This window comes from Vibrio sp. 10N, assembly GCF_036245475.1.
In the GTDB taxonomy this organism is placed as follows: Bacteria; Pseudomonadota; Gammaproteobacteria; order Enterobacterales; family Vibrionaceae; genus Vibrio.
Window position 1 is genome coordinate 865164 of record NZ_BTPM01000001.1, and the last position, 12198, is coordinate 877361.

The 12198-nt window shown below is 46.9% G+C and carries 9 protein-coding genes and 19 tRNA genes; 3 read left to right on the forward strand and 25 right to left on the reverse strand.

Features of this window, described 5'->3' with window-relative positions:
- Positions 1-4: 4 nt before the first annotated feature.
- The 25 genes from AAA946_RS04140 to lolB all read right to left on the reverse strand — a co-directional run bounded on the left by AAA946_RS04140 (position 5) and on the right by lolB (position 8767).
- A complete protein-coding gene (locus AAA946_RS04140; RefSeq protein WP_338163743.1) occupies positions 5-1018 on the reverse strand; it encodes a lactonase family protein in 1014 nt (337 codons plus the stop codon).
- Positions 1019-1239: 221 nt separating this feature from the next.
- Positions 1240-1324 (reverse strand) — tRNA-Leu (locus AAA946_RS04145).
- A 79-nt stretch (positions 1325-1403) separates the two neighbouring features.
- A tRNA-Met gene (locus AAA946_RS04150) sits at positions 1404-1480 on the reverse strand.
- Between the two features lie 39 nt (positions 1481-1519).
- Positions 1520-1604, reverse strand: a tRNA-Leu gene (locus AAA946_RS04155).
- A gap of 161 nt (positions 1605-1765) precedes the next feature.
- Positions 1766-1840 (reverse strand) — tRNA-Gln (locus AAA946_RS04160).
- Positions 1841-1876: 36 nt separating this feature from the next.
- Positions 1877-1961 (reverse strand) — tRNA-Leu (locus AAA946_RS04165).
- A 178-nt stretch (positions 1962-2139) separates the two neighbouring features.
- Positions 2140-2214, reverse strand: a tRNA-Gln gene (locus AAA946_RS04170).
- A 35-nt stretch (positions 2215-2249) separates the two neighbouring features.
- A tRNA-Leu gene (locus AAA946_RS04175) sits at positions 2250-2334 on the reverse strand.
- A 162-nt stretch (positions 2335-2496) separates the two neighbouring features.
- Positions 2497-2571 (reverse strand) — tRNA-Gln (locus tag AAA946_RS04180).
- Positions 2572-2607: 36 nt separating this feature from the next.
- A tRNA-Leu gene (locus AAA946_RS04185) sits at positions 2608-2692 on the reverse strand.
- Positions 2693-2776: 84 nt separating this feature from the next.
- A tRNA-Met gene (locus tag AAA946_RS04190) sits at positions 2777-2853 on the reverse strand.
- Positions 2854-2891: 38 nt separating this feature from the next.
- Positions 2892-2976: transfer RNA gene (locus AAA946_RS04195), tRNA-Leu, on the reverse strand.
- Between the two features lie 84 nt (positions 2977-3060).
- Positions 3061-3135: transfer RNA gene (locus tag AAA946_RS04200), tRNA-Gln, on the reverse strand.
- Between the two features lie 36 nt (positions 3136-3171).
- A tRNA-Leu gene (locus AAA946_RS04205) sits at positions 3172-3256 on the reverse strand.
- 178 nt (positions 3257-3434) lie between these two features.
- Positions 3435-3509, reverse strand: a tRNA-Gln gene (locus AAA946_RS04210).
- A 36-nt stretch (positions 3510-3545) separates the two neighbouring features.
- A tRNA-Leu gene (locus AAA946_RS04215) sits at positions 3546-3630 on the reverse strand.
- 84 nt (positions 3631-3714) lie between these two features.
- Positions 3715-3791 (reverse strand) — tRNA-Met (locus tag AAA946_RS04220).
- 79 nt (positions 3792-3870) lie between these two features.
- Positions 3871-3945 (reverse strand) — tRNA-Gln (locus tag AAA946_RS04225).
- A 31-nt stretch (positions 3946-3976) separates the two neighbouring features.
- Positions 3977-4061 (reverse strand) — tRNA-Leu (locus AAA946_RS04230).
- A gap of 38 nt (positions 4062-4099) precedes the next feature.
- Positions 4100-4176 (reverse strand) — tRNA-Met (locus AAA946_RS04235).
- 293 nt (positions 4177-4469) lie between these two features.
- Entirely contained in the window at positions 4470-5561 is a 1092-nt protein-coding gene (gene ychF, locus AAA946_RS04240; protein ID WP_338163744.1) for a redox-regulated ATPase YchF, read from the reverse strand.
- An 11-nt stretch (positions 5562-5572) separates the two neighbouring features.
- Complete coding sequence (gene pth / locus AAA946_RS04245; protein ID WP_103882732.1) at positions 5573-6163, reverse strand: aminoacyl-tRNA hydrolase; 591 nt, start codon at positions 6161-6163, stop codon at positions 5573-5575.
- Positions 6164-6284: 121 nt separating this feature from the next.
- Positions 6285-7235: a ribose-phosphate pyrophosphokinase gene (locus AAA946_RS04250; RefSeq protein ID WP_042503361.1), complete on the reverse strand. Its 951-nt coding sequence runs from the start codon at positions 7233-7235 to the stop codon at positions 6285-6287.
- Positions 7236-7262: 27 nt separating this feature from the next.
- Positions 7263-8135 (reverse strand): 4-(cytidine 5'-diphospho)-2-C-methyl-D-erythritol kinase, encoded by an 873-nt coding sequence (gene ispE / locus AAA946_RS04255; RefSeq protein ID WP_338165764.1) that lies wholly within the window; start codon positions 8133-8135, stop codon positions 7263-7265.
- 11 nt (positions 8136-8146) lie between these two features.
- Complete coding sequence (lolB, locus tag AAA946_RS04260; protein WP_338163745.1) at positions 8147-8767, reverse strand: lipoprotein insertase outer membrane protein LolB; 621 nt, start codon at positions 8765-8767, stop codon at positions 8147-8149.
- Between the two features lie 172 nt (positions 8768-8939).
- On the opposite strand from lolB, the gene hemA reads away from it, so the two are divergent.
- From hemA to prmC, 3 genes are read left to right on the forward strand one after another with little or no spacing between them, the layout of a single operon-like run.
- On the forward strand, positions 8940-10199 hold the full coding sequence (gene hemA / locus AAA946_RS04265; RefSeq protein ID WP_338163746.1) for a glutamyl-tRNA reductase: 1260 nt from the start codon (positions 8940-8942) through the stop codon (positions 10197-10199).
- Positions 10200-10225: 26 nt separating this feature from the next.
- The gene (gene prfA, locus AAA946_RS04270; RefSeq protein WP_112478949.1) at positions 10226-11314 is read left to right on the forward strand and encodes a peptide chain release factor 1; all 1089 of its coding nucleotides are present in this window, start codon (positions 10226-10228) and stop codon (positions 11312-11314) included.
- A 3-nt stretch (positions 11315-11317) separates the two neighbouring features.
- Positions 11318-12172 (forward strand): peptide chain release factor N(5)-glutamine methyltransferase, encoded by an 855-nt coding sequence (gene prmC, locus AAA946_RS04275; RefSeq protein WP_338163747.1) that lies wholly within the window; start codon positions 11318-11320, stop codon positions 12170-12172.
- The last annotated feature ends 26 nt before the right edge of the window (positions 12173-12198 follow it).

Sequence of the window (12198 nt, forward strand, 5' to 3'; positions counted from 1 at the left end):
TGAACTAAGCACTAATTACTAGGCACGTCGGGGCAATAACCTCAGGTAAGTTTGAATGCCAATTTAGCTTACCTGTTTGAAGATCGAGCTTAAATATCGCAATGTTATTTGAATGCTGATTGGCTGCGAGCAACCATTTACCATCCGGCGTGATACTGATGTCTCTTGGAAATGCCCCCTGCACCTCGACATAGCCTCGATACACAGGACGTTCAGGCTCACTCACATCAAACCAACTTATCACTGAATCTCCACGACTGGTTAAGTACACAAAACGCTCATCGGCTGAGAGTTTAATCGCGGCCGCTGCTTCGTGGCATGTGTGTTCTGGAAATGCGGCGATAGTGGTGACTATTTGCCACTGTTGTTTTTTTTGGGTAATCACGGTCAGAGACTCGTCTAGTTCACACAATACAAAACCAAATTGACCATCTTGGGTAAAGCTGACATGTCTTGGTCCGCTTCCTGGGGGGAATTCCAAACGTTGGGACTGCTGAACCTGTTTGCCTTCACAGTGGTAGAAGGTAAGCAAATCGATACCAAGATCGACGGTGACCAATTGGGTCGTGTTAGGAATAAACATCACTTGATGGCCATGGGGTGATGTTTGGCGCGTAGCGTGAGGACCTTGACCATAGTTGGATAGCTTGGCTATTCGTTGCCCTATCATTCCTGCTGGCTCTAATGCAAACAGTTCGAAGTCTCCAGTTCCGTAGTGGGCAACGGCGACTCTATCAAGAGTATCGGAAATTGCGACATGACAGGGCGCATCCCCGTCTAGCTCTACTTTTTGAGAATATTGCTCATCGCCTGCAAGAAAGTGCAAAGCAGCCCCTTCCGCTTGGAAAACCTCAGAGACCACATAAAGGCCGTGTTGAGAATGGGCGAGGTAAGAGGGGTTAACGATATCAGTTTTGATGGAGGGTGAACTAGCTATACCGTTTGCTCCGAATTTGACTTGAGAAAAGCCAAGATGGCCTTGTTGTGAATATTGACCAATGTATACGTTAGCCTGCATATCGCTGTGCACCACTTCAATAAATAACTATATGGAACAAGGATCTGCGTGGCGATGCAATTTGGATAGGGGCAATGGGAAAATCTGTGATGAGTGTTGCGAAAGATAATACGAGTTAGTTACTTTTGGCAGGGTACTGAGTGTTCTCTCACTGTATCAAAGAGTCAGCAACAAAAGCATAGGAAGAAAAAAGGCTCGTCAATGACGAGCCTTCTTAATGATGGTGCGGAAGGAGAGACTTGAACTCTCACACCTTGCGGCGCCAGAACCTAAATCTGGTGCGTCTACCAATTCCGCCACTTCCGCAACAAATCTTTATAGTTAAGAGAGTAATTGGTAAAACTCAATCTCAACGTTGTCTGGTAAGTATAACTTACAATATAAATGGTGGCTACGACGGGATTCGAACCTGTGACCCCATCATTATGAGTGATGTGCTCTAACCAGCTGAGCTACGTAGCCACTCGAGGCTTTCGCCTTACTATTCTTTCAAAAGAAAGATGGTGCGGAAGGAGAGACTTGAACTCTCACACCTTGCGGCGCCAGAACCTAAATCTGGTGCGTCTACCAATTCCGCCACTTCCGCAACAAAACTTGTAGTTAAGAGAGTAATTGGTAAAACTCAATCTTAACGTTGTAACCTGAACAATGTCAGAGCCACTTAAATAGTGGTGGGCTAACTAGAGCCGAACTAGGGACAATAGATGGGGCATCAAAAGCCGCTTATCTATCGCGCCACTTAAATAGTGGCAGGGCTACCTGGATTCGAACCAGGGAATGGCGGCATCAAAAGCCGCTGCCTTACCGCTTGGCGATAGCCCTGCAGAAAACAACGAATAAACGTTATTATCTAAAAGATGGTGCGGAAGGAGAGACTTGAACTCTCACACCTTGCGGCGCCAGAACCTAAATCTGGTGCGTCTACCAATTCCGCCACTTCCGCAACGCTCTTATTTCTAAGAGAATTTATAGTTAAGAGAGTAATTGGTAAAACTCAATCTTAACGTTGTAACCTGATTTTAAATCAGAGCCACTTAAATAGTGGTGGGCTAACTAGAGCCGAACCAGGGACAATAGATGGGGCATCAAAAGCCGCTTCTCTATCGCGCCACTTTAAATAGTGGCAGGGCTACCTGGATTCGAACCAGGGAATGGCGGCATCAAAAGCCGCTGCCTTACCGCTTGGCGATAGCCCTGCAGAAAACAACGAATTAACGTTATTTCTAAAAGATGGTGCGGAAGGAGAGACTTGAACTCTCACACCTTGCGGCGCCAGAACCTAAATCTGGTGCGTCTACCAATTCCGCCACTTCCGCAACAAAACTTGTAGTTAAGAGAGTAATTGGTAAAACTCGATCTTAACGTTGTAACCTGAACAATGTCAGAGCCACTTAAATAGTGGTGGGCTAACTAGAGCCGAACCAGGGACAATAGATGGGGCATCAAAAGCCGCTTCTCTATCGTGCCACTTTAAATAGTGGCAGGGCTACCTGGATTCGAACCAGGGAATGGCGGCATCAAAAGCCGCTGCCTTACCGCTTGGCGATAGCCCTGCAGAAAACAACGAATAAACGCTATTATCTAAAAGATGGTGCGGAAGGAGAGACTTGAACTCTCACACCTTGCGGCGCCAGAACCTAAATCTGGTGCGTCTACCAATTCCGCCACTTCCGCAACAAAACTTTGTAGTTAAGAGAGTAATTGGTAAAACTCAATCTTAACGTTGTACTTGAAGGCGAACCTGCAAGTTGTAATAAATGGTGGCTACGACGGGATTCGAACCTGTGACCCCATCATTATGAGTGATGTGCTCTAACCAGCTGAGCTACGTAGCCACTCGAGGCTTTCGCCATTTATTCTTTCAAAAGAAAGATGGTGCGGAAGGAGAGACTTGAACTCTCACACCTTGCGGCGCCAGAACCTAAATCTGGTGCGTCTACCAATTCCGCCACTTCCGCAACAAAACTTATAGTTAAGAGAGTAATTGGTAAAACTCAATCTTAACGTTGTAACCTGATTTTAAATCAGAGCCACTTAAATAGTGGCAGGGCTACCTGGATTCGAACCAGGGAATGGCGGCATCAAAAGCCGCTGCCTTACCGCTTGGCGATAGCCCTGCAGAAAACAACGAATAAACGTTATTATCTAAAAGATGGTGCGGAAGGAGAGACTTGAACTCTCACACCTTGCGGCGCCAGAACCTAAATCTGGTGCGTCTACCAATTCCGCCACTTCCGCAACGCTCTTATTTCTAAGAGAATTTATAGTTAAGAGAGTAATTGGTAAAACTCAATCTTAACGTTGTAACCTGATTTTAAATCAGAGCCACTTAAATAGTGGTGGGCTAACTAGAGCCGAACTAGGGACAATAGATGGGGCATCAAAAGCCGCTTCTCTATCGCGCCACTTTAAATAGTGGCAGGGCTACCTGGATTCGAACCAGGGAATGGCGGCATCAAAAGCCGCTGCCTTACCGCTTGGCGATAGCCCTGCAGAAAACAACGAATAAACGTTATTATCTAAAAGATGGTGCGGAAGGAGAGACTTGAACTCTCACACCTTGCGGCGCCAGAACCTAAATCTGGTGCGTCTACCAATTCCGCCACTTCCGCAACAAAACTTTTTAGTTAAGAGAGTAATTGGTAAAACTCAATCTTAACGTTGTACTTGAAGGCGAGCCTGCAAGTTGTAATAAATGGTGGCTACGACGGGATTCGAACCTGTGACCCCATCATTATGAGTGATGTGCTCTAACCAGCTGAGCTACGTAGCCACTCTTGAGAGCGAGAGAATATAATACAAACTCGTCTCTTGTGCCAAGGTTTTTTTTCAAAAACTTGCCACTTTAAAAGTGGCAGGGCTACCTGGATTCGAACCAGGGAATGGCGGCATCAAAAGCCGCTGCCTTACCGCTTGGCGATAGCCCTGCAGAAACAACGAAACGTTGTTCAACAATAATGGTGCGGAAGGAGAGACTTGAACTCTCACACCTTGCGGCGCCAGAACCTAAATCTGGTGCGTCTACCAATTCCGCCACTTCCGCATTATTTCCTAAAAACTCTAAAAAGAGTGCTTAGGAAATGGTGGCTACGACGGGATTCGAACCTGTGACCCCATCATTATGAGTGATGTGCTCTAACCAGCTGAGCTACGTAGCCATTTCCATATTGTTGATTCTCTTTGAAAGTTGCCTTATCGCTGAGAACGGGGCGCATTATGCGGAGTTGAGTGTGATGCGTCAACTTTTTTTGTGAAGAAATTTGCGAAAAAGTGCCGTTCGAACTTTTTTTAATCAAACCGCTCTGTTTCTGATCTAAATCTGGTAAATAATTGTCGATTTTCAATGGAGCTATTTGCTTCGAAGCAGGATCTCATTGTGAGTTGATAAACCTTGTAAAACAACAAAAGCCAGCAATTGCTGGCTTTTTAAACAATAATGAGTGCTAAGAAATTACACGTTGAAGCGGAAGTGAACTACATCACCATCTTTAACGATGTATTCTTTACCTTCTAGACGCCATTTACCTGCATCTTTTGCACCTGACTCACCGTTGAACTGGATGAAGTCGTCATAACCAACAACTTCTGCACGGATGAAGCCTTTTTCGAAGTCAGTGTGGATCTTACCTGCCGCTTGCGGCGCAGTTGCACCAACAGGGATAGTCCAGGCGCGAACTTCTTTAACACCGGCAGTGAAGTAAGTTTGTAGAGTCAGTAGCTCGTAACCAGAGCGGATCACACGGTTAAGACCCGGTTCTTCAATGCCCATGTCTGCTAGGAACTCTTCGCGATCTTCGTCGTCTAGCTCAGAAAGCTCAGATTCGATAGATGCACAAACTGCAACAACCACGTTGTTTTCTTTCTCTGCGTACTCGCGTACAGCATCAAGGTATGGGTTGTTTTCAAAACCATCTTCATTCACGTTCGCGATGTACATGGTTGGTTTTAGCGTTAGGAAGTTTAGGTAGCCGATTGCTGCTAGCTCTTCTTTTGCTAAATCAACAGTACGCGCCATGCCACCTTCAGTTAGCACTGGAAGCAGTTTTTCAAGCACGACTAGTTCGAACTTCGCGTCTTTATCGCCGCCTTTGGCTTTCTTAGCATTACGCTGAATTGCACGCTCACAAGAGTCTAGGTCGGCAAGAGCTAGCTCAAGGTTGATCACTTCGATATCTTCGATTGGTGATACTTTACCTGCAACGTGAACGATGTTTTCGTTCTCAAAACAACGAACTACGTGACCGATCGCGTCAGTTTCACGGATGTTCGCTAGGAATTTGTTACCAAGACCTTCACCTTTAGAAGCGCCAGCAACAAGACCTGCGATGTCCACAAATTCCATTGTTGTTGGAAGGATCTTTTGTGGATTAACAATTTTCGCCAGCGCGTCTAGACGTAGATCTGGCACAGGTACCACGCCTGTGTTTGGTTCGATAGTACAGAACGGGAAGTTTGCTGCTTCGATACCAGCTTTAGTCAGTGCGTTAAACAGAGTTGACTTACCAACGTTTGGTAGACCAACGATGCCACATTTAAAACCCATGATTGTAAACCTTATTCAGCTTTGAAGGTGTGTAAGCGATTTTGTGCTTTTGTCAGGCCATCTTTTAATAAGATGTCGAGACTGCGGACCGATTCATCAACAACAGCATCGAGGCATTCTTGCTCTTTAGCTGGTGCTTTACCGAGTACATAACCTGACACTTTGTCTTTGTGTCCAGGATGGCCAATACCAATCCTTAGACGATAAAATTCTTTATTGTTGCCCAGCTTGCTAATGGTATCTTTCAAACCATTATGACCGCCGTGACCGCCACCTTTTTTGAACTTGGCAACACCTGGAGGTAAGTCTAGCTCATCGTGAGCGACCATGATCTCTTCAGGTTTGATCTGATAAAACTTCGCCAATGCAGCGATAGCCTTGCCAGATAGGTTCATGAAAGTGGTTGGGATTAACAGTCGTAAGTCACTGCCGTTCACCAGGATTCGTCCTGTGAGACCGAAGAACTTAGCTTCGTTTTTCAAAGTGACATTATGGATACGAGCGAGTTCCTCTACCACCCAAGCACCAGCATTATGACGCGTACGAGCGTATTCAGGTCCAGGGTTGGCAAGGCCTACAAGCAATTTTATCTGCTGAGTCAACGTTAAGATCTCTCTTGAATCTCAAAAGCGCGGTATGATAGCACACTAAGTTGGCACAAAAAAATGTGAATACAAAAAAACCACTTCGAAGGGAAGTGGTTTTTTTATGTCTAAGCTAGAATTACTTTGAAGTAAACATCGCAGAGATTGATTCTTCGTTGCTGATGCGACGAATAGCTTCAGCAAGCATGCTAGATAGAGTTAGCTGAGTTACTTTACCAGTAGCAGCCATCTCTTTTGTTAGCGTGATAGAGTCAGTCACGATAACTTGGTCTAGAACAGAGTTCTTGATGTTCTTAGCAGCGTTGCCAGAGAATACAGCGTGAGTTGCGTAAGCGAATACACGCTTAGCACCGCGCTCTTTCAGCGCTTCTGCTGCTTTACATAGCGTACCGCCAGTATCGATCATGTCATCAACGATCACACAGTCGCGACCTTCAACATCACCGATTAGGTTCATCACTTCAGATACGTTAGCGCGTGGACGACGCTTGTCGACGATCGCGATATCGATGTCGCCAAGAGCTTTAGCTGTTGCGCGAGCACGTACAACGCCGCCTAGGTCAGGTGAAACAACCACTGGATCTTCTAGACCACGCTCAGCCATGTCCTCAAGAAGCACTGGAGTACCGAAGATGTTGTCTACTGGTACATCGAAGAAGCCTTGAATCTGCTCTGCGTGTAGGTCGATAGTAAGAACGCGGTCAACACCAACGTTTGAAAGGAAGTCTGCAACAACTTTTGCAGTGATTGGCACACGTGCAGAACGTACACGACGGTCTTGACGAGCGTAACCAAAGTAAGGAATAACAGCAGTAATACGGCCTGCTGAAGCGCGGCGCATTGCATCAATCATTACCACTAACTCCATTAGGTTGTCGTTAGTTGGCGCACAAGTTGACTGAATGATGAATACATCACTACCACGAACGTTTTCGTTGATTTGAACAGCGACTTCGCCGTCAGAGAAACGGTCAACAGTAGCATCTCCTAGAGAGATGTATAGACGGTCAGCAATACGTTGGGCTAGTTCAGGTGTTGCGTTACCAGCAAATAGCTTCATATCAGGCACGGTGGAAACCTCAGGGTTGCGTCCAGTTTAAACAGATTGTAATAGGGCTAATTCATAGTTAGCCAGGGTCTCTAGTAAAGGAGAGCGGTTGCACCCTTTCGCCACATAAGCGGAGACAGTGTCAGGAAGCAGTTCTAGGACTTTTTGTGCATTTTCTTTGCTATTAAACTCGGAAAACACGCACGATCCAGTCCCCGTCAATCTTGACGGCGCGTATTGTAGCAGCCATGAAAGTTGGTTATCAACCTCTGGATACAGCATTCGGACAATTTTTTCGCAATCGTTTCCGTAAGGGCTGTCTAGAAGCGTTGCCAGCTCTTGCTTCGGCGTATTTCGCGTCAGATCGGGATGGGTAAAGATATCCACGGTCGCGATGCTGACTTTTGGTTTGACGACCAAATACCAAAGCTCTTCGGGCTCGGCTGCGCTGAGTTTTTCACCAACGCCTTCTGCAAATGCGGCGAAGCCACGCACAAACACCGGCACGTCTGCACCGAGCGCAAGACCGATTTCCGCCAATTCATCAACGCTGAGCTGGGTTTGCCATAAGAAGTTCAGCGCTACCAGTGCCGTTGCCGCATTCGATGAGCCACCGCCAATGCCACCGCCCATTGGAAGAATTTTATCCAGCTTAATATGGGCGCCATAAGTGCATTGAGCTTTCGCTTGAAGCGCACTGGCCGCTTTCCAAATGAGGTTATCTTTTGTGGCTACCCCTTCGATCTCTGGCGATAGGGTAATGTCACCGCTGTCGTTGGCGGTGATTTCTAGTGAGTCGCATAGGTCAACGAATTGAAACAAGGTTTGCAGCTCATGATAGCCATTGGCCTGTCGACCTGTGATGTAAAGAAACAGATTGAGTTTAGCTGGGCTTGGCCAAGTGGTGGTGTCGGTGATCATGGTACGTTCGGTCACTGTTTGATAGTCCATTTGGAAACAACGAGATTAAGTTTGGTATCGCCTTGCACTAACTGCATTCGAGTTGGCATAGGCAGTGTGCGAGTTTCATCTTCGAGCGTGAAACTGCGATACTCGGTGTAGTTAAGCTGCCATGTCTTTTGGTTAAGCTGTTTGGTCAGGCTTGCTACTGTGTTGAACTTATTAAGTTGATAGTTATCGGCAGAGTTTGGCTGACCAATGAGCCAGTCTGCCAGTTGCTCGATAGGAATATTGAGTCCAGTGAGCTGATAAATGAGTAAGTTAGCGTCTTGGCCTGATAGCTTTTGATCGTCATAAGTTTCAATAAATGCGCCATTGGGCGTGGATGTCAGGTTGAATACCGTTTGGCCAAGGAAAGTGGTAAGGCGAACTTGAGTCAAATTGGCGGAATATGTCCAATAGAAGTTCAAAGTTTGGCGCTGCTCTGGCGAAATGTAGCCAAGTTTGCCACTGGCCTTATATTGGGTGAGGGCGTTGAGTTCGGCTCGGTGAGCTTGCCACTCGACACTTTGTGGCTCAGGTGGCATTGTGCTACAGCCAAACAAAAACAGTGCCGTCAATGTGTAAAACAGGCGACGAAAAAGTCTGTGCATAGGAAACTACTTACGTGATGGATTATTGTGCAAATTCAATACAATATTGACAGACTATAGCATCAATCCCACAAACTCAGGAAAACATATTGGTCAGAGTCTTTCAATAAGTGGTGCCATCAAGTAAAATTCTGGCCTATTTGTCAAATCTGTATCAGAGAATTCGCGTTACATGTCATTGCTTGCTATTGGTATTAACCACAATACAGCGTCAGTGGATCTAAGAGAGAAGGTGGCGTTCCCACCGGAAAAACTCGACCGAGCACTGAATGAGCTGAGAAACAATACCAAAGTCAATGGCTCGGTTATCTTGTCGACCTGTAACCGTACCGAAATCTATTGTGATACCGGTGATACCAATAAAGCCCAACTTATTGATTGGTTGGTGCGCTTTCACGACGTGCCAGCGGAGGAGCTAAAGCCTTCTCTGTATGTGTATGAAGAGCAAGCGGCGATTAAACACTTAATGAGAGTGTCTTGTGGCCTAGATTCATTGGTATTGGGTGAACCGCAAATTCTTGGTCAAGTTAAACAAGCTTATAGTGACGCCCGTGACCATCAATCGGTTGAAGGTGGTATCGAGAAGCTGTTCCAAAAGACCTTCTCTGTTGCAAAACGTGTTCGTACCGAAACCGAAATTGGTGGCAGTGCGGTCTCGGTTGCTTATGCGGCGACGACGTTAGCAAGGCAGATTTTTGAATCTTTAGCTAATTCTACGGTGCTGCTTGTCGGTGCTGGAGAAACTATTGAGCTAGTGGCTAAGCATTTAGAAGGGCAAGGGTGCAAAAATATGATTGTTGCCAACCGAACCAAAGAGCGTGCGGAAGTGCTCGCCACCCAGTTCGGGGCTAAGGTCATTGCACTTAATGACATCCCAGAAGTACTGCCGCAAGCGGACATCGTGATCAGCTCAACGGCCAGCCCGCTGCCTATCATTGGTAAAGGGATGGTGGAAACGGCCATTAAGAAGCGTCGTTACCAGCCTATGTTGCTTATTGATATTGCCGTTCCTCGCGATATCGAATCACAAGTGGGCGAGCTGAATGACGCCTATCTGTATACTGTCGATGATTTACAATCGATCGTTGATAGCAATATTGAGCAGCGCAAGGTCGAAGCTATCCAAGCGGAAGCGATTGTCAGTGAAGAGAGCGCGCAGTTTATGTCTTGGATGCGCTCTCTACAGGCGGTAGACAGCATTAGGCATTATCGCAAACAAGCGAATGACACCAGACAAGATATACTTTCAAAAAGCTTACAAGCGCTAGCAGCGGGGGGAGACCCTGAAAAACTGTTGCTGGAGCTCAGTAATAAATTAACAAACAAGCTTATTCACGCGCCGACCAAAGCGCTGCAAGATGCTGCCGAGCAGGGTGACCCTGCAAAACTGGCTGTTATCCGACAGAGTTTGGGTTTAGACCAAACGAAATAAGCCATACCCCGAGAAAAGACGCAATTATGAAAGCCTCCATTTTAGTAAAATTGGAAACTCTGGTTGAACGCTACGAAGAAGTTCAACATCTACTTGGTGACCCTGGTGTTATTGGTGATCAAGACAAGTTCCGTGCTCTATCAAAAGAGTACTCTCAGCTTGAGGAAGTGACCAAGTGTTTCCAAGCCTATCAGCAAGCGCAAGACGATCTTGAAGCGGCAGAAGAGATGGCAAAAGAAGACGATGCAGAAATGCGCGAAATGGCTCAAGAAGAGATCAAAGAAGCAAAAGCATCGATCGAAAATCTAGCGGATGAGCTGCAAATTCTTCTTCTTCCAAAAGATCCAAACGACGAGCGCAACTGCTTCCTAGAAATCCGTGCTGGCGCGGGTGGTGACGAAGCGGGTATCTTCGCGGGCAACCTATTCCGTATGTACTCTAAGTTTGCAGAGAAAAAAGGCTGGCGTATTGAGGTGATGAGCTGCAATGAGTCAGAGCAGGGCGGTTATAAAGAAATGATCGCGAAAGTATCTGGTGACGCAGTTTACGGCACAATGAAGTTTGAGTCTGGTGGTCACCGAGTGCAGCGTGTTCCAGAGACAGAATCGCAAGGCCGTGTTCACACCTCTGCATGTACTGTTGCGGTAATGCCTGAAATCCCAGAAGCGGATCTGCCAGAAATCAAAGCGGCGGATCTTAAGATTGATACCTTCCGTGCGTCAGGCGCGGGTGGTCAGCACGTTAACACCACTGACTCTGCTATTCGTATTACCCACTTACCAACAGGTACTGTGGTTGAGTGTCAGGATGAGCGTTCACAGCACAAAAACAAAGCGAAAGCGATGGCTGTGCTAGCGGCTCGTATCGTACAAGCTGAAGAAGCTCGCCGCGCGGCAGAGGTTTCGGATGCTCGTCGTAACCTACTGGGTTCGGGTGACCGTAGTGACCGTATTCGTACTTACAACTACCCACAAGGCCGTGTGTCTGATCACCGCATCAACCTAACACTGTATCGTTTGAACGAAGTCATGGAAGGTGATTTGGCAAGCCTTATCGACCCAGTACTTCAAGAGCATCAAGCGGATCAGCTGGCTGCACTTGCAGAGAACAACTAATTCATGTCGCTAGATATGTCTATTGAAGCGGTGCTCAAACGAGCATCGCTTGTTCTTTCTGAGTCTGGTAGCGATTCGCCAAGCCTAGATGCGGCAGTATTGCTGTGTCATGTCCTTGAAAAGCCGCGAAGCTACCTGCTCACATGGCCGGAAAAAGAGCTAACTACAGAGCAGGCGACTCAGTTCGAGGCGCTAATGGCAAAACGCACTGCAGGTGAGCCTGTCGCGTATATTCTTGGCGAGCGAGAATTTTGGTCATTGCCACTCAATGTTGCACCTAGCACGCTTATCCCAAGACCCGATACCGAGCGTTTAGTCGAGCTCGCCCTAGATAAAGCGATGCTTATCGATGGCGATCTGCTTGACCTAGGCACTGGAACCGGCGCGATTGCGCTTGCTTTGGCATCGGAGCTTCCAAAACGTCAACTTCAGGGTGTGGATTTCCAGCATGAGGCGGTTGAGCTTGCTAACAGCAACGCCGACAAACTGAATATTCGTAATGTTCGCTTTGCTCAAGGAAGTTGGTTTGCGCCGATTGACCATGGTCACAAGTTTGCGATTATTGTCTCCAACCCACCTTATATTGACGAAAACGACCCCCATCTTTCCCAAGGGGACGTACGTTTTGAACCCTCTTCTGCATTAGTTGCAGAAAATAACGGTTTGGCCGATATAGAAACCATCACAGCGGCTGCACCAAGTTATTTGCTTGATGGTGGCTGGCTTCTGTTCGAACACGGCTTTGAACAAGGGGGCGCGGTGAGACGCACCATGGAACGCCATGGTTTTACCGAAGTCACCACAGAGAAAGATTACGGCAACAACGATAGAGTGACACTCGGAAAGTGGCACCCATAACAACCAAAAGAAAGTAAGAGAGACGC

Bases quoted from the DNA above. Each gene is read 5' to 3' on its own strand.
- AAA946_RS04140 (WP_338163743.1), bottom strand. From the start codon at position 1,018: ATGCAGGCTAACGTATACATTGGTCAATATTCACAACAAGGCCATCTT.
- prfA (WP_112478949.1), top strand. From the start codon at position 10,226: ATGAAAGCCTCCATTTTAGTAAAATTGGAAACTCTGGTTGAACGCTAC.
- ispE (WP_338165764.1), bottom strand. From the start codon at position 8,135: ATGATCACCGACACCACCACTTGGCCAAGCCCAGCTAAACTCAATCTG.
- hemA (WP_338163746.1), top strand. From the start codon at position 8,940: ATGTCATTGCTTGCTATTGGTATTAACCACAATACAGCGTCAGTGGAT.
- ychF (WP_338163744.1), bottom strand. From the start codon at position 5,561: ATGGGTTTTAAATGTGGCATCGTTGGTCTACCAAACGTTGGTAAGTCA.
- prmC (WP_338163747.1), top strand. From the start codon at position 11,318: ATGTCGCTAGATATGTCTATTGAAGCGGTGCTCAAACGAGCATCGCTT.
- lolB (WP_338163745.1), bottom strand. From the start codon at position 8,767: ATGCACAGACTTTTTCGTCGCCTGTTTTACACATTGACGGCACTGTTT.